The following is a 16,421-nucleotide window of genomic DNA, read 5'->3' on the forward strand; positions in this document are numbered from 1 at the left end:
TCCGTATCCAGCCGTCGTCAGTACGCGAAGGTCATCGGCTTGTCGGCGTCCTCGGCCGCGGCGTCCCCGCCGGCGGCCGAACCACCCGGCCCGCCCGGCCCGCCCGGCTTGGGGAAGCGCAGCTTCGGGTCCTTGGTCGGTGGCGCCTCGTCCACATCGGGTCCGGCCTTGGCGTACTTGGTGAGCAGCCGTACCTCGATCACCGCGAGCACGCCGTAGAGCAGGGTGAAGACGCCCATCGAGATCAACACTTCGGTCTGGCTGACGCCCGGGGACACCGCGTCCTTGGTGCGCATCAGCCCGTAGACCACCCAGGGTTGGCGGCCCATCTCGGTGAAGATCCAGCCGAAGGAGTTGGCGATCAGCGGGAAGCCCATGGTGAGGATGCCGATCCGCCAGGACCAGGTGGTGAAGAAGGGGCTCAGCTCTCGGTTCTTGGTGAGCATCAGCCGCGGCACCTCGTCCTCACCGGTCTGCTTCTCCGGTGCCAGCCATCGCTTCTGGCGGGTGGTCCACAGGCCGATGACCCCGGCCGCGAAGGAGACCATCCCGAACCCGATCATGAGGCGGAAGCCCCAGAAGGTCATGAAGATGCTGGGGATGTAGTCCTCGGGCTCGCCGCCGTAGAGCTTCGCTTCCCGTTCGGCGATGTCGTTGATGCCTGGCACGGAGGACGAGAAGTTGTCGTGTGCGAGGAAGGAGAGTATCCCGGGGACACTGAACTCGACGCTGTTGTGGCCCTGGCTCACATCGCCGATCGCGAAGACCGAGAACGGGGCCGGCGCCTCCGTCTCCCACAGCGCCTCGGCCGCGGCCATCTTCATCGGCTGCTGCTCGAACATCACCTTGCCCAGCCGGTCACCGCTGAGCGCCGTACCGAGCCCCGCGATCACGGCGATGACCAGCGCGGCCCGCAGCGACGCACGCATCGCCCCGACCTGCCGCCGCTGCTTGGCCGGCAACTCCTCGCCCCGGTCCTGCGCCCGCTTGGCACGCAGCAGGTGGTACGAGGCGATGCCGATCACGAAGGCGGCACCGGTGAGGAAAGCGGCGGTGAGCGTGTGGAAGACGACGACCAGGGTGGTGTTCTGGGTCAGCACGGCCCAGATGTCGGTCAGCTCGGCCTTGCCCGTCGTCTTGTTGATGGTGTAGCCGACGGGGTGCTGCATCCACGAGTTGGCGGCCAGGATGAAGTACGCGGACAGCGTCGTGCCGACCGCGACGATCCAGATGCAGGCGCAGTGGAGCTTTCTCGGCAGCTTGTCCCAGCCGAAGATCCACAGGCCGATGAAGGTGGACTCGAAGAAGAAGGCGATCAGCGCCTCCATCGCGAGCGGGGCACCGAAGACGTCACCGACGAAGCGGGAGTAGTCCGACCAGTTCATGCCGAACTGGAACTCCTGCACGATGCCGGTGACGACCCCCATCGCGATGTTGATCAGGAAGAGCTTTCCCCAGAACTTCGTCGCGTGGAAGTACTTCTCCTTGCCCGTCCGGATCCAGGCGGTCTCCAGACCGGCCGTGAAGGCGGCGAGGCTGATCGTCAGCGGAACAAAGAGGTAGTGGTAGACGGTCGTGATGCCGAATTGCCAGCGGGCCAGGGTCTCTGGGGCCAGGGCCAGATCCACGTCGTACTCCTTGCCGTCTTGCTGAGCCGCGCACCGCAGAGGCGATCTGCCCCATTGATCACCCGCAAAGCGGGATGCACCGGGCGCGCTTGTGAACGCGTTCACATTCACAAAGAATTATGACGCACATGCTTTCCCTCCCTCCCACCGGGGGGTGCCCCTCCCGAGCCGTCCCCCGGGCACCCCATCGACCGCCGGCCAAGTGGCTGCAAGCACCCCCGCACGGCGCCCCACACTCCGCCCAACCGGCCACCACCAGCAGGGACTTCGCCCCCGCCGGCGCCACACCCCGTACGCCGCGGCGGCCCGCACCACCACCCTGCGGCAAGCGATCGGCCACTGCTGCGCCCACCCCGCCCCCGCCCGCCACCCGCCGGCCGCGGCCCACCTGTGGCGAAGCCCACTCCGCGTACCGGCGCATCGCCAGCACCCCCGCGCCGGGCCACGCGCCGCGGCACGCCGCCGCCGATGCCGTTGTCGACGCCGACGCCGATGCCGATGCCGATGCCGCGAGGACCGAACGCCGGATGAGCAGACGACCGGGCCACCCGCGGCCACGGGCTCGCGGAACCTCCCGCACGGCGCACGGCACGCACCGGCGGGCCACCCCCACACAGCAACGCGAAAAGGGCGCGGCAGAAGCCGCGCCCTCATCCCGTACTGCCGCCCCCACCGCTGCGCGTCCTCGCCGCGCCACCGCACGACGGCGCGCCACGACCACCGCCCCGGCCCGGGCCCGGTACGCCCCCGGGGGCCGGCGGCGTGTGGCCTAGAGCTCCTTGCGGAAGGACTCCGCCGCCGCCAGGAAGATGTCGTTGGCCTCAGTCTCACCGATGGTGATCCGCACGCCCTCGCCCACGAACGGCCGCACCACGACGCCGGCACGCTCACAGGCCGCCGCGAAGTCGGCGGTGCGCTCACCGAGCCGCAGCCAGACGAAGTTGCCGTGCGACTCGGGAACGGTCCAGCCCTGGCCGACCAGCGCCTCGTACACCCGAGCCCGCTCCATGACCAGCGCGTCCACCCGCTCGCGCAGCGCGTCCTCGCTGCGCAGCGAGGCGATGGCCGCCTCCTGCGCCACCTGCGTCACGCCGAACGGCACCGCCGTCTTGCGCAGCGCGGCGGCCACCGGCTCGTGGCCGACCGCGAAGCCGACCCGCAGCCCGGCCAGCCCGTACGCCTTGGAGAAGGTGCGCAGCACGCACACGTTGGGGCGGCTGCGGTAGAGGTCGAGGCCGTCGGGGACGTCCTCGTCGCGGATGAACTCGCGGTACGCCTCATCCAGCACGATCAGGATGTCGGAGGGCACCGCGTCGAGGAAGCGCTCCAGCTCCGCGCGGCGCACCACGGTGCCGGTGGGGTTGTTGGGGTTGCAGACGAATATCAGTCGGGTCCGCTCGGTGATCGCGGCGAGCATCGCGCTAAGGTCGTGCACCTCGCCTGTGGTCAGCGGCACCGGTACCGCGGTCGCGCCGGAGACCTGCGTGATGATCGGGTACGCCTCGAAGGAGCGCCAAGCGAAGATGACCTCGTCGCCCGGCCCCGCCGTCGACTGGACGAGCTGCTGGGCCACGCCCACCGAGCCGGTGCCGGTGGCCAGGTGCTCGATCGGCACGTCGAACCGGGTGGAGAGCTCGGCCATCAGCCCGCTGCACGCCAGGTCGGGGTAGCGGTTGAGGGCGCCGGCGGCCTGCACCGCCTGCTCCAGGACCCCGGGCAGCGGCGGGTAGGGGTTCTCGTTCGAGGACAACTTGTACGTCGTCCCGCCGCCCTCGCGCGCAGCAGCCGGCTTGCCCGGCTTGTAGGTCGGCACGCCATCGAGCGCAGCACGCAGCTTGGGGCTCTTCTCAGACACCGCAGATCCTCCTCAGACCATCCCGAGCACAGCAGTCAGCAACAGAAAAGCAATACTGCTTACCTTATGAGGATTCCCCGGGTCGCCGTAAAGACCATGGGGAGCGCTCTTCGTCTCAGTGTGCGCCGGTGGCGGGCGCCGTGGCGCGCGTCACCCATCAGAGTGAGTTGAGACCTCTCCGAAACATAAGGCAAGCAGCAGGCGCGACCACCACACCACCATGCAGAGTCGCCGCGGATCGGCCAACTACCTTGCATTTTAAGGTTTTTACCGGGAATGGCTCATGCAGAATCGTGCCTGTTGACAGGGGCCTGCCGATTCCTCCGAACGCACCCTTCGAGCCCTACTATCGGCACGCCATGACAGCAGCAGGGAAGCACCAGGTGAGCCGGTCGACCGGCCGCCGGTTGGGGCGAGCGGGCATCCGGGACGTGGCCGCCGCAGCCGGGGTCTCGATCACGACCGTCTCCGACGCGCTCAACGGCAAGGGACGGCTACCGGATGCCACCCGCCGCCACGTCCGCGAGGTCGCCGACCGGCTGGGCTACCGCCCCTCCGCCGCGGCCCGCACGCTCCGTACCGGCAAGTCAGGTCTCATCGGCCTGACGGTCACCACGTACGGGGATGAACCTTTCACCTTCACCGAGTTCGCCTACTTCGCCGAGATGGCCCGCGCGGCCACCTCCGCCGCGCTGGCCCGCGGCTACGCCCTCGTCATCCTGCCCGCCACCTCGCGCCACGACGTGTGGTCCAACGTGGCGCTGGACGGCACCGTGGTCATCGACCCGTCCGATCAGGACCCGGTCGTGGCCGAGCTGGTACGCCACGGGATCCCGGTCGTCTCCGACGGCCGTCCCGCCAGCTCGGTCCCGGTGACCGCCTGGGTGGACAACGACCACCAGGCCGCCGTGTGCGGTCTGCTCGACCACCTCGCCGAGGCCGGCGCCCGACGCATCGGCCTGCTCACCGGCACCACCACGGACACCTACACCCGGCTCTCCACCTCCGCCTACCTCTCCTGGTGCGAGCGCGTGGGCCAGGACCCGGTGTACGAGGAGTACCCGGCGCACGACCCCTGTGCGGGGGCCGTCGCCGCCGACCGACTGTTGGCCAGGCCCGACCGGCCGGACGCGGTCTACGGCCTCTTCGACCCCAACGGCACCGACCTGCTCGCCGCGGCCCGCCGCTACGGGCTGCGGGTCCCCGACGACCTGCTGCTCGTGTGCTGTAGCGAATCCAGCGTGTACACCAGCACCGACCCGCCGATCACCACCCTCTCCCTGAAACCCCGTCGGATCGGTACCGCCGTCGTCCAACTGCTGATCGACGCCATCGAAGGCGTCGACGGCGGTGGCCCGGTCGAGCAGGTGATACCGACCGAGCTCATCGTGCGGGCCTCGTCCCAACGGCGTCCGCCCCGTACCACCGTGAGCGCCCCGCGCGGACCCGCGAGCACCTGAGCGCCGGGGCGCAACGCGCCACCCCGTCGCTCTCGCGAGCACCGCGCGCTCCGCGCCTACGCCCCATGCCCCACTGACCGCCGTCACCGCCGGCTTCGCCGGGGCGCCCGACCCGTCATCCACACGGCCGGTGGCCGTTCGTTACGGTGTAATGCGCCCCTGCCAAGCGGCCAATTCGGGAGAAATGCCCGGCGAACCCTGCGCTCGGGCCGTTTCGCGACCCCTGGTGCGTCACAACCCCCGACGGTCATTCCTATGATGGGCGGACGACACCGCGGACCCCCGTCGACCAGGCAAGGTCCAGAAGGTGCACGGCGGCGCGATGGTGGAGGGGTCGATGACTCAGGGGGCCGGTCAGGGACCCACGGCACGGACCACGTCTTCGCATCCGGATGCGGGGCACGACGCTCGACCCGAGCTGGGCGAGGCAGAGCACCCGGTTCCCCCAGTGGCGCCCCCCGTCGCGCCCCAGGCCGCGCCTGCCGCGCCGGCCCACCCCGCCACCGGCCACCAGGCCGAACACGGCACCGAGCGGCCCGGCACCGCGGCCGGACGCGGGTCCGGCCAGGAGGGGCCCGACGGTTCCGGCGGGCTCGCGCCGACCGCGCCCACGCTCCGCATGACGCACGTGGGCACGACCCCGCGGGTACGGCCGCTCAGCGCGGGACCGCAGGCCGCAGTGCCCGCGCAGGGCCCGGCCCAGCCCGCGCCCGTACGGCAGGACCAGCGCGAACACCGGGCACCCACGCAGCGCGCGCCGCAGTCCTACGCGCCGCCGGCGGCGCAGCAGAAGCCGCCGACCGGGCAGCAGAACGGGCCCCAGGCCGCGGCCCGGCCGCCCCACGCGCACCCGACGCATCCCGCGCCCGAGGCACATCCGCCCCGGGCGCACCGGCCCCCGACCGCGTCCGGCCCTGCGTCCGCCCCCCGCCCGGCGTCCGCCTCACAGGCCGCCACCCAGCAGCCGAGCACCCCCCAGTCGTACGCCCCCGGTCAGGCCGCCCCGCGCCCGCCCGCGGCGCCGCATCCGACCACCCCACCGGCACCGGGCACCGCCGCTCAGCCGGGCCAGCCGGGCCAGGCGGCCCACGCGGCGCCGAACACCGCGGGCGTCGGGCCGCCGCCGTCGGCCGCCCTGCCGCCCTCCGCGCCGCCCCCGCCGATCACCCCCGCGCCGATCTCGACCGGCCCGGGCCCCGGCGGCCAGCTCCCCGCCCAGCCCCCGCTGTCCTCGCCGCCGTCGGCCGCGGCCTCCGTCGCGCCACCGGCCCCGCACGGCCCGCTGGGCGCGGGCGCTGCGGGCGGCACCGGGCCCGCGGTCGCCGAGGGCCCGGACGGCTCGCTGCGGCTGCCGGGCTCCCAGGTGCCGATCGGCCCCGGCCCGCGCGCGGCCGACGCCAGGAACGGCAGACCCGCGCCCGAGACCGGCCCCGCGACCGGCTGGGTCCGCCCGCCCAGCGGCGGCCCGGGCGTCGGCCACGGCGGCTCGCCCGGCGGCCATGTGGCCGGCCCCGCCCAATCCGCCACCGGCCACGGCCCGGGCGCGGGCACCGGCCACGCACCGCACCCGGTGGGCGACGGCGACGGCGGCCCCGACCAGGCCGGCGGCCAGGGCCGCTGGCGCCCGTGGCGGTTCCGGATGTCCAACGACGTGTGGGGCACCCCGGCGGTCGCCGGCGACCTGCTGTACGTCACCTCCTTCGAGGTGCACGCGCTGGACACCGGCACCGGCCGGCGGGTCTTCCGGACCCGCGACGTCGCCTGGGCCATGGCCGTCTCCGGCGGCCGTATCCACGCCTCCGACGGCACCACGCTCTACGCGCTGGACGCCACCGACGGCGCCGAGCGCTGGCGGCTGGCCACCGAGGGCTGGGTCTACTCGCTCTCGGTGGACCGCGGCACCGTCGTCACCGGCACCCGCGGCGGCGGCGTGCAGGCGTGGGAGGCCGCCAACGGCGAACTCCTGTGGGAGATGAGCGGCGCCCAGACGGACTTCGAGACCCCCGAATCCGGGCCGGTCATCCACGACGACACGGTGTACGTGTGGTCGGACGCGCGGCTGCGCGCCCTGGAGGCCCGTACCGGCGTCGAGCGCTGGTCCTACCCGGTCGGCGACGCCGCGTCCTGCGGCGGCGTACCGGTCAGGCTGCTGCACGCGCCCGACGGCGTCGCGTACATCGCCGCCGGCACCCGGGTGCTCGCCATCGACATCGCGCACGGTGCCGTGCACTGGCGCTTCGAAGCCCCGGCCGTCTTCCTCAGCCCGCCGGCGTACGCGCCGGGCGCCTCCATCGCGGGCGGCGGCATCTACATCGCCGACTACCTGGGCACGGTCTACGCGCTGGACGCCGAGAGCGGCCGGGACCGCTGGCGGATCGCCACCGAGCCCCGCCAGTCCGTGGAACCGGTGCTGGTCGCCGCGGGCTCCGTGCACCTGGGCAGCGGCGGCGCGCTGTACACGCTGGACGCGGTGACCGGCACCCCCAAGTGGCGCTTCGCCGCAGGTGGCGAGGTCATCGGGGCCCCGGTGGTCGCCGACGGCCGGGTCCACTTCGGCTCGGCCGACCACTGCCTGTACACGGTCGACGCGACCGGCGGCCAACTCCGCTGGAAGCTGGCGACCGGCGGCGAGATCACCGGCTCGCCGGTCGCGGTCGCCGGCGTCGTGTACGCCTGTAGCAAGGACCGCTGCGTCTACGCCCTGGACGCGGCCAAGGGCACCGGCCTCTCCCGTTCACCCGCCCGCCAGTAGGGCGCACGGGGCGGCGGGCAGCGGCAGGGCCGATGGCCGGGCCGCAGCGGTCGCCGCCGGGGGCGGGCGGTGGGAGCGGGCGCGCGCGTGGGCTGCGGATGGGCTTGAGTGTGCGCGGGGTGGGAGCGGTACGCGCGTACGCGTGCGCGGGGTGGGTGTGCGCGAGTGGTGTGCGCGGGGCGGCGGGTTGCAGCCCGCGGCGCTCGGGTCCGGTGGCGGTACGTGCGTACGCGTGCGCGAGGTGGGCTTGAGCGCGCCGGGGCCGCGTCAGGTGGTGTCCTCGTCGCGGTGGACCGGCTGCGGAACGGTCCGCTCCAGGTCCGACTCCGGCGGGACTGCGTCCGCGCGGCCGGGCTCCGCGGGCCTGGCCCGTGAAGGGCCGGTCTGCGCCGGGTCGGCCCCGTCCGGGGCGACGCCCGCCGGGCCGGTGTCCGCGGGACTGGCCGCCGCAGGGGGCGGAGTGGTCGCCTCCGCGGGGCTGGCCGTCGATGGGGGAGGGGCTGACTCCGCGGTGGGCCGCGCCCCGTCGGCGCCTGCTCCCGGCGCCGGGCCCCCGTCCGGCCGCGTGCCGTCCGCCCGCACCTCCGCCGCCTGCGTCTCCTCCGTCACCGGCGGCATCTCGATCGTCTTGTCCAGCCGCTCGGCCTCGGGCGCCGCGGGCCAGGTCACCTGGGGGGTGGGACCGGTACCCGGCCTGGCCCCGGCACCGGGGGAGGCGGGGAAAGCCGGGGCAGGGGCCGCGCGCCCGCCACCCCACGCCGTACTGCCGCCCGCTGTCGCCCCGCCGCCCACCGCCGTACCGCCCCCGTACGACCCGTGCCCCTGCGCCGCGCCGTACGTCCCTGCCACGCCGCGCCCGTACGGGTCAGCGGCTCCGTACGCCGTCGCGGGGCCCGGGGCCCCGTCGTAGCGGCCGTGGAAGGCGGCGCGGGCGTCGTGGGCGCCGTGGGTACGGACGTCGTCGCGCGGCACCGGTCGTGGTGCGCCATCGACGCGGCGGGTGGGGCGTTTGGTCATCAGCGGTGCGGCGATCAACAGCAGGATCGAGCCACCCAGCGCACCGGCGACTCCGACGCCCAGGCCGTTGCCCTCGCCGTCCACCACCAGGTTGCCGGCGGCCTGCCCCTGCCTGACCATCCACAACACCGTGAAGCCCAGCGCCACGAGGCCGGCCAACGCGACCAACAGCCGTACTCGCAGCGCCAGACCGAGCAGGGCGAACAACGCGGCGCAGAGCATCGGCAGCAACAACGAGCGGAGCAGGGCCACGTCGGTGTCGGGCCCGCCGTCCCACCCGGTGAACAGGTCGTCGATGCGTACATCGCGACCGTGACGGCCGTCGTACCAGGCACGGAAGGGGCTCCAGACGACGGCCGTCGCTCCGATGAGAGCGATGAGGCTCCCGAAGACGTTGCGGACCATCTTCGACTCCTCGTCCTGTCGCGTCAGCGCCCTCACCACCCGACGCTACGCCCGTCCCGCCACTCCTGCCACGCGAGGGACACGCTCGGTAACGATGCGGGGGGAGTTGGTGAAGACAACAACCAAGGGGCGAGAAGGGAACCAATGTGCCCCCTGTGGCGTGGTGGAATGTAGATCCGCCACGGACGTTCGAGCGGCCCGGCTCCCGCCGGACGCGTCGCCCTGCGACGACCCGCCGGCATCCGCGGCCGGATTCGCCCCTGCCACCGGCCGGGCCCGCCGCCCCGCGGCAGGGCCCGCTCGGAGCGGGCGGCGCCACCTCGGTCTTGCCTTAAGCTGTCGTGCGCTCGTCAAGCAGCGCGTCATTGGCTTGAATCAGTCTTTTCCACGGGGGTATTTCATGCACACACGTCGTCGTCGCCATCTCCAGGTGGTGGCCATGGTCGCCGTCGTCTTCGTCGCCCTGACGGGGGCCCGCCGCAGCGGCGGCGGGGGCTGCGACGACAGCGGCGGCAGCAGCAGCAGTTCGTCCTCGTCCAACGGCGGCTTCGTCACCGGCGGCTCCTCCGGCACCGACTCGACCTCGACCGGCACCAGCACCGGCACCAGCACCTCATCGGGCGGCACCACCTACGACGACGACTACACCCCGAGCTCCGGCAGCTACTCGTCGTCCACCTCCTCCTCGTCGTCCTCGACCTCGTCGACCCCCACCGAGCCCTCCTTCGAGGCGAACGTCACCAACGAGACCACCGGCAGCAACTGCCGCTACGACGAGGCGACCAAGCAACTCCAGTACGACGTCACCGTCCGCAACCCGGCGTCCACCACCACCTACGACTACTCCCTCACCGTCCGCTGGGAGAAGAGCACCGGCGGCACCCTGATGGGCAGCGACTACGAGCGCGTGAAGGTCGCCCCGGGCCAGTCCCAGACGGTCACGATGACGAGCTACTACACCTTCACGGAGCGGACGTACTACACGTGCCGGGTGGTCAGTGCTTCGAAGTACAAGAGTTAGTGGCGCCACTCCGATTCGTATCGGAAAGCGAACGGTCCGTCATTGAAACGGAATTGCTAATTCGTCACGAAAACGACGGTGGGGGCTACCCGTAGCGGTAGCCCCCACCGTCGTCTTGTTGCTTGCTCTTAAAGCGCGTGGCCGTCCTGTGGTGTCGCCGGGCCCGCCTGGGCGTCATGGGACTGGGCTCCCGTCACATGGCCATCTGCCGGAAAGGTGGTGGAGTGGCCGTCCGCCACGGCGGAGGAACCGGCGAAGAGAACCGCGGCTGCCGCTATCGCGACGGCTGCACATACCTTTCGGATGTCATTCATGGGAGCTCCTTAAGCGGGGGTTAATGGCTCTTCGTGACAAGAACGTAATGACGGGTGTGCGCTTAGTAGATCAAGCGGCCTGAAGTTGTCCGTACCTTGGCCTGATGTTGTTAGGGCGCCTATGCGTGCAGGGACCGGCCGCGGCGGCTCCCCCTCCGTGCCGACGATGCCGGTCCCTGCGGTTATCCCCCGGAGGGGACGTCCTTATGGCTTGGTTAGTCCCGCGGCTCGGACGTGGCGTGCCCATCGCGCAGGGCGACCGCGGTGGCGCCGGTGGCGTGACCGTCACCCAGCGGGGCCGCATTGGCGCCGGTGGCGTGCCCGTCCTGCGGCTGGGTGGTGGTCTTCGGCCGCTTGGTCCGTATCGGCGCCGTGGTCGCGTGCCCGTCGACGGTGACGATCTCCGCGTCGGCGACGGTCTCCGGCTGTGGCTGTGCTGGGACAGTCTGCTGGTCAGTCATGGTGCTCGGGCCCTCCGTTAGTCGTGCAGTGAAAGGGGTCAGAAGTGCCCGCCCAGCCACTCCCCCGAGGGCGGCTGGACGGGCATTCAGGGCCGTTCACCATAACGGTGTGGCTTCCTGATCGACCCGCCTGCCCCCCGACGCGACGGATCGACGTCACTGAGACTGCCGTGGAGTGATAAACGTTCGATGAACGGCCAGCGTAGGAGGTTGTACGCTGAACTATGCGGCGGCCGGAGTGAGAAGTTGACGCACGGCATCCGTTTCTGCGGCGCCCAACTGTTCAAAGATCCCGAGGGCTTCGTTCCAGCAGGCTTGGGCGCGACCTGACTGCCCAATGGCGTCAAGTGACTGACCCAATACCGTCAGTACATTTCCGCGACGCCATTCGCCGCCGATGCCCCGCAAATACGAAAGTGCTTGTTCCGCATGGGTGGCTGCCTGCGCGGCCTGGCCCGCCGCGAGGTGGACCTCGGCGAGGCGATACAGCGTCATGCCTTCCCAAAGCCGCTGCCGATTCTCCCGAAAGACCGCGAGCGCATCGGTGAACTGAACCCGGGCCATGTCCAGTTGGCCGGCGTGGCGCAGCGCGAGGCCATAGGCGTACAGCCCGTTGGCGAGGCGGAAGGTGACCCCGAGCTGTCGATAGATCGTCAGGGCACGCTCGGCGAGCTGGACGGCCAACTCGGTGTGGCCCAAGGAGACGTGGACGCGCGAGAGGTTGCACAGCGCGCTCGCCTCGCCGGGCCGGTTCTCATCGGCCCGGAACGCGTCGAGGGCGCGGGTCAGATACGCCTCGGCGTCGTCGTTCCGGCTCTGGTAGATCGCGATGATGCCGCGCTCGTTGGCCGCCTGTCCGTTGGGCACCGGGTCATCAGCGGCGAGCCCGAGCAACATCGCGTGCTTGGCCTCCTCGTCCGCCCGGTCGAAGCGGCCGGACAGGCTGTGCGCGAACGTCAGCACCGTACGGGCACGGCCCTCGGCCCGGGTGTCCTCCGCCTCCTGCGCCGCCTGGAGCAGCGCCATGGCCACCTGGAGGTACTGGTGCGAGTGGGCGCCCGACTCGGCCAGGTCGCGGGTGGCCTGGAGCAGGTCGACGGAGCGCCGCAGCGCACCGTCCGTGGCGAGTTGGCGCGTCGTGGCCAGGATGCACGTCGCCTCCACGAACAGCCAGTCGAGCGCCGACTCGCGGTCCGGGAAGTCCAACCCGGCGTACGTGGTCGGCGCCAGGTGGTCCACCACGCGGTCCCCCGGCCGCTCGATGGCGTACACCCGGGCCGCCGTGGCCAGGTAGAAGTCCAGCAGCCGGGACATGGCCGCGGTGCGTTCGGAAGGCGGCTGCTCGTCGCGCTCCGCGCAGGCGCGGGCGAACAGGCGCACCAGGTCGTGGTAGCGGTACCGCCCCGGCGCTGCGGACTCCAACAGCGACGCGTCCACCAGGGACTCCAGCAGCTCCTCGGCGTCGTCCGGGGGCATGTCGAGCACCGCAGCCGCCGCGGCCAGCGAGATGTCGGGGCCGTCGGGCAGCCCCAACAGCCGGAAGGCACGGGCCTGCTGCGGCTCCAGTTGTCCGTAGCCGAGCTCGAAGGTGGCCTTCACGGCCAGGTCGCCGGCGCGCAGCTCGTCCAGCCGCCGGCGCTCGTCGGCGAGCTTGCGGGCCAGCGCGGAGACGGTCCAGGTGCGGCGCGAGGCGAGCCGGGAGGCGGCGATGCGGATGGCCAGCGGCAGGAAGCCGCAGGCGGCCACCACGTCCATCGCGGCGTCGCGCTCCGATGTCACCCGCTCCTCACCGACGATGCGGGTGAAGAGCATGAGGGCCTCTTCGGGGCTCATGACGTCGAGGTCGACCAGGTGCGCGCTCTCCAGGTCGATCATCCGGGCCCGGCTGGTGATCAGCGCCGCACACCCCTCGGCGCCCGGCAGCAGCGGGCGGACCTGGGCGGCGTCCCTGGCGTTGTCGAGCAGCGTGAGGACCTTGCGGCCGGCCAGCGTGGAGCGGTAGAGCGCGGCCCGGTCCTCCAGGGTGTCCGGAATGGCCGAGTCCGGGGTGCCCAGGGCGCGGAGGAAGGAGCCGAGGACGGCTTCCGGTTCCGCCGCGGTGGGCCCCGCGCCCTGAAGGTCGATGTAGAGCTGGCCGTCGGGGAAGTGCGCCCTGGCGGCGTGTGCCACGTGCACGGCCAGGGTGGTCTTGCCGACGCCGCCGATGCCCGCCACGGCGGAGACCGCCATGACGCGGCCCTCCGCGGTGGCGAGTTGGTCACTGAGCTCGGTGACGAAGGCCGCGCGCCCGGTGAAGTCGGCCACCGTGGCGGGCAACTGGGCGGGGCGGACGGTGGCGGGCCGCTCGGCAGCAGGCGCGTCGAACGCCATGGCGTTGAGCTTGACGTCCGCCTGGAGGATTCGGCGCTGGAGCTCGGACAGCTCGGGCCGCGGGTCCACACCGAGTTCCTCGGCGAGCAGGTTGCGGGTGTCGGTGTAGACGGCGAGCGCCTCCGCCTGCCGCCCGCTGCGGTAGAGCGCCAACATCAACAGCTCGCGCAGCCGCTCGCGCAGCGGGTGAGCAGCCGTCAGGGCGGTGAGTTCGGAGATGGTGTCGGTGTGGTGGCCGAGTTCCAGATCGAGGTCGAGACGGCTCTCGACCAGGCTCAGGCGCCACTCAAGGAGCCGGGTCCGTTGGTTGTCCGCGAACGGGCCGGGGAGGTTGGCGAGCGATTCGCCGTCCCACAGGTCGAGGGCCTGACCGAGCAACTCCCGCGCGGCGGCCCGCTCGCCGCTCGCCCGGGCCTTGTCCGCCTGGGCGACCAACTGTTCCGCATGGACGAGGTCGAGGGCGTCGGGCGGGACCCGCAGCGCGTACCCGCCCGACTCGCTGATCAGCACGCCGGAGTCCGGTCCGAAGGACTTCCGCAGCCGCGAGGCGTAGGTGCGCAACGTGGCGATGGCGGCCTCCGGCGGCTCGTCCCCCCACAGGCCGTCGACCAGCTCGGGAGCGGTGGCGGTGCTGCCGTCGCGGAGCAGCAGGGCGGCGAGGAGGGCCCGTTGTTGTGGCGAGCCCGTATTGAGTTGCTCATCGCCGCGCCAGGCCCGGACGGGCCCGAGCACGGTGAAGCGCAGTTGGTGCGCCTGCCCCTGATCGTCGCCCATGGTCTCCCCTTGCCGAGTGTCTCCGCTTCGCACCGGTCAGTTTGCCTTGTCGGCCCCCTCCACGTCAGTAGGGGCCGGACCTCTCCACAGGGCGCACAAGAGTTGGCCGATTCGCAATATCGGAGCGGGCAACCCCGGTGCGCGGAGTAGGCAACGGATCGCACTTCCCGCCGGTGATTGCTCGATAACCACCCTGGTTATCGGCCAGTTCCACGGCATCCACGTATTGATCGGGATATACCGCTACTTTCGATTACATAGGCGGTGTTCGCCTTCACGGAGTGCGCGACGCTGCCGTACGACAGGGGCGTTCTCCAGCCAGTTGACCGTCTTGATAGCGATGTCAGAGGTGGTCCGGGCCGTCGCCGGCAGCGGCTGAGATGCTCCGTGGTCCTCGTACCGGCACGGTACGGGCTGTTCGAGGCCAACGCTAGCGCCCGGGCCTGACGCTGCTGCATATCGGCGCTCACCCGGTGGAATCCAAATCCACCGGCCGAGATCCGCCGTGCCGAAACGCGATCGGCGTACGAGTGGGATGCACGGGGCCGAATCGAGGCCGGTATGGGCCGGTGCGAGACCCGTACGAGATGTCCGACCGCCAGCGGAGAACGAAGAGGGCACGGCGCGCGGCAGCACGGACGGCGCGCGAGGCACTGCCGGGCGGCGCACGGAACCGGGGGCGCGGCCGGCCCGCTGGCGGCGGTCTGGTGCGGGCCGCGCGCGAGGCGGTCGGTCGGTGTGTGCGCGGCGAGCGCCTATGTGAGGTGACAAGCGCGTACGCGAGGTGGCGCGTGCCTGATGTGGCGCGTGCCTGATGTGGCGGGGGCGCCCGGCACGGTGGTGAGCCGGGCCCGGTCGTTGCTGCCCTTTGCGCCGGACGGGCGCAGGGAACCCGGGAGCGGTACCCAACTGCCCTTGCGCCTCGGCCGAAAGCGGTCGACTGGGTGCTTCGCCCCATCGACGCCAGCGTTCGCGAGTGCGACCATCGAGCCGCGGTGCACGGCATGGTGGCGCACGGACCCATACGGCGTATACGCGCTCCGGACCCGAACCATTTCCCCCTGAAAGCATCTGCCCAGCGGGAGTGTCCGCAAAGTGCCGGTCCCTTTGCTGAGGGGCGGCACGTGTAGACGCCCCCTGTCACTCCTGGCACGCTCACTTCCGAAGCGCTCGGCGGGTCGCGGGGAATGGTATCCGTCGAGTGTGGGGCCGGTATTCCTACTGGTTCTCGGCGGACGGGGGACCCGCCCGCGCCCATCGTCGCGGAGATGGGCGCGGCGCGGGGTCGCCCGTTCAAGCTCGGCGGAACGGGGGCGCCTGCTGCATATACCTGTTGTTTGGATTGGTTGAGGTCAGTTGATGAGGCTCGTCGCGTACCGCAGTTCCGATGTGTCGCTGCTCACGGGATATCGACTGCCGGGTGAGCTCCTTGGGGTGAGGCCCGCCGGATGGCCCGACGCGGCCGAACCGCACCGGATCGCCGACCCGTGGGCGCGGCGCGACGAGCGCCTCTACGTCGTCACCGACCTGGCCTACGTGCGCTACACCGACATCGATTGGGCCAGCGGTCGGGCCCGCCTTGAGATCGGCCCGCGCGAGCGCGCGCAACACACCGCACGGGACGGGGCAGGGGGCGAACACACCGAAGACCTGCTGGCCGAGCTCGTCGAGGCGGCCGTCACGCACGGGCGGCGCGTGCTGAACCTGCGCCGCCTGCACGGCTGGGTGACGCCGGCGGCCGGCCCGCCGCTGGCGCTGCTGCGCGCCGCCGGATTCGCCTGGGAAGCGGTCGTCCCGCGCGGCTGCCGGTACGCGGGGGACGAGGTGGAGCGGGAGATGTGGGGGCTGGTCGCGGATGGCTGACCTCACCCCGGTCGACCTGGCCGACGGCATTCACCGACTGCGCCGACTACCCGACTCCGGCAACGGATTCCTCGGCCTCGAACCAACGACCCAGCACGATCAATGGATGCTCCACCGGCTCACCCAGATGGACGCCGCGCTCTGCGTCGCCGAGAGCGGGACGCTCCTGGGAAGCGCGCCCAATCCCGCCAATCCACGCCAATCGCAGGTGGCGGTCGCGGCGGACGACAGCGCCGCACTGCACGCACTCCTCTCCCATTTACGGGCGACCGCGGACACCACGTCATTCACGGCCACCTCGTGCAGCACGGACACGAGCCTTCCGGCCCTACTCGACTGCGGATTCCAAGAAGTGGGCACGCTACGCGGCCACGTGTTCCGGGCCGGCGTTTATCGCGACGTGTACCTGTACTACGCCGCGGAATGCGACCTCCGCCACCACGCCCCGGGCACCCGCCGCAGCTAGCCGTACCGGGTCAGTACGCGCAATTCGCCACGGCC

Annotated in this window: 11 protein-coding genes; 5 read left to right on the top strand and 6 right to left on the bottom strand. The window is 71.8% G+C overall.

Annotated features, from left to right (window positions below):
- Window positions 1–17 precede the first annotated feature (17 nt).
- Together ACMA1D_RS06350 and hisC are read right to left on the bottom strand one after the other, a co-directional pair.
- Complete coding sequence (locus tag ACMA1D_RS06350; protein WP_414722881.1) at window positions 18–1,628, bottom strand: cytochrome ubiquinol oxidase subunit I; 1,611 nt, start codon at window positions 1,626–1,628, stop codon at window positions 18–20.
- A 769-nt stretch (window positions 1,629–2,397) separates the two neighbouring features.
- Window positions 2,398–3,483 carry a histidinol-phosphate transaminase gene (gene hisC, locus ACMA1D_RS06355; protein WP_414722882.1) on the bottom strand — a complete coding sequence of 362 codons (1,086 nt, stop codon included), beginning with the start codon at window positions 3,481–3,483 and terminating at the stop codon, window positions 2,398–2,400.
- 359 nt (window positions 3,484–3,842) lie between these two features.
- Between hisC and ACMA1D_RS06360 the strand changes: the two genes are divergently transcribed.
- Both ACMA1D_RS06360 and ACMA1D_RS06365 read left to right on the top strand, forming a co-directional pair.
- A complete protein-coding gene (locus ACMA1D_RS06360; RefSeq protein WP_414722883.1) occupies window positions 3,843–4,943 on the top strand; it encodes a LacI family DNA-binding transcriptional regulator in 1,101 nt (366 codons plus the stop codon).
- 448 nt (window positions 4,944–5,391) lie between these two features.
- Complete coding sequence (locus tag ACMA1D_RS06365; protein WP_414722884.1) at window positions 5,392–7,695, top strand: PQQ-binding-like beta-propeller repeat protein; 2,304 nt, start codon at window positions 5,392–5,394, stop codon at window positions 7,693–7,695.
- Between the two features lie 267 nt (window positions 7,696–7,962).
- Here the strand turns inward: ACMA1D_RS06365 and ACMA1D_RS06370 are convergent, their stop codons facing one another.
- A complete protein-coding gene (locus tag ACMA1D_RS06370) occupies window positions 7,963–9,153 on the bottom strand; it encodes a hypothetical protein (RefSeq protein ID WP_414722885.1) in 1,191 nt (396 codons plus the stop codon).
- 364 nt (window positions 9,154–9,517) lie between these two features.
- Here ACMA1D_RS06370 and ACMA1D_RS06375 point away from each other — a divergent pair, with 364 nt between their 5' ends.
- Window positions 9,518–10,138 carry a hypothetical protein gene (locus ACMA1D_RS06375; protein WP_414722886.1) on the top strand — a complete coding sequence of 207 codons (621 nt, stop codon included), beginning with the start codon at window positions 9,518–9,520 and terminating at the stop codon, window positions 10,136–10,138.
- A gap of 128 nt (window positions 10,139–10,266) precedes the next feature.
- On the opposite strand, the gene ACMA1D_RS06380 is transcribed toward ACMA1D_RS06375, so the two are convergent.
- From ACMA1D_RS06380 to ACMA1D_RS06390, 3 genes are all read right to left on the bottom strand, one after another.
- Window positions 10,267–10,452 carry a hypothetical protein gene (locus ACMA1D_RS06380; RefSeq protein WP_414722887.1) on the bottom strand — a complete coding sequence of 62 codons (186 nt, stop codon included), beginning with the start codon at window positions 10,450–10,452 and terminating at the stop codon, window positions 10,267–10,269.
- Between the two features lie 215 nt (window positions 10,453–10,667).
- Window positions 10,668–10,913 carry a hypothetical protein gene (locus ACMA1D_RS06385; RefSeq protein ID WP_414722888.1) on the bottom strand — a complete coding sequence of 82 codons (246 nt, stop codon included), beginning with the start codon at window positions 10,911–10,913 and terminating at the stop codon, window positions 10,668–10,670.
- A 222-nt stretch (window positions 10,914–11,135) separates the two neighbouring features.
- Window positions 11,136–14,057 carry a BTAD domain-containing putative transcriptional regulator gene (locus ACMA1D_RS06390; RefSeq protein WP_414722889.1) on the bottom strand — a complete coding sequence of 974 codons (2,922 nt, stop codon included), beginning with the start codon at window positions 14,055–14,057 and terminating at the stop codon, window positions 11,136–11,138.
- A 1,359-nt stretch (window positions 14,058–15,416) separates the two neighbouring features.
- Between ACMA1D_RS06390 and ACMA1D_RS06395 the strand changes: the two genes are divergently transcribed.
- Entirely contained in the window at window positions 15,417–15,920 is a 504-nt protein-coding gene (locus ACMA1D_RS06395) for a hypothetical protein (RefSeq protein ID WP_414722890.1), read from the top strand.
- Window positions 15,913–16,386 (top strand): hypothetical protein, encoded by a 474-nt coding sequence (locus tag ACMA1D_RS06400; protein ID WP_414722891.1) that lies wholly within the window; start codon window positions 15,913–15,915, stop codon window positions 16,384–16,386. Before ACMA1D_RS06395 ends, ACMA1D_RS06400 begins: the two co-directional genes overlap by 8 nt.
- Window positions 16,387–16,421: the final 35 nt, after the last annotated feature.

The sequence above is a fragment of the Streptomyces sp. 796.1 genome (assembly GCF_047525675.1).
In the GTDB taxonomy this organism is placed as follows: domain Bacteria; phylum Actinomycetota; class Actinomycetes; order Streptomycetales; family Streptomycetaceae; genus Streptomyces.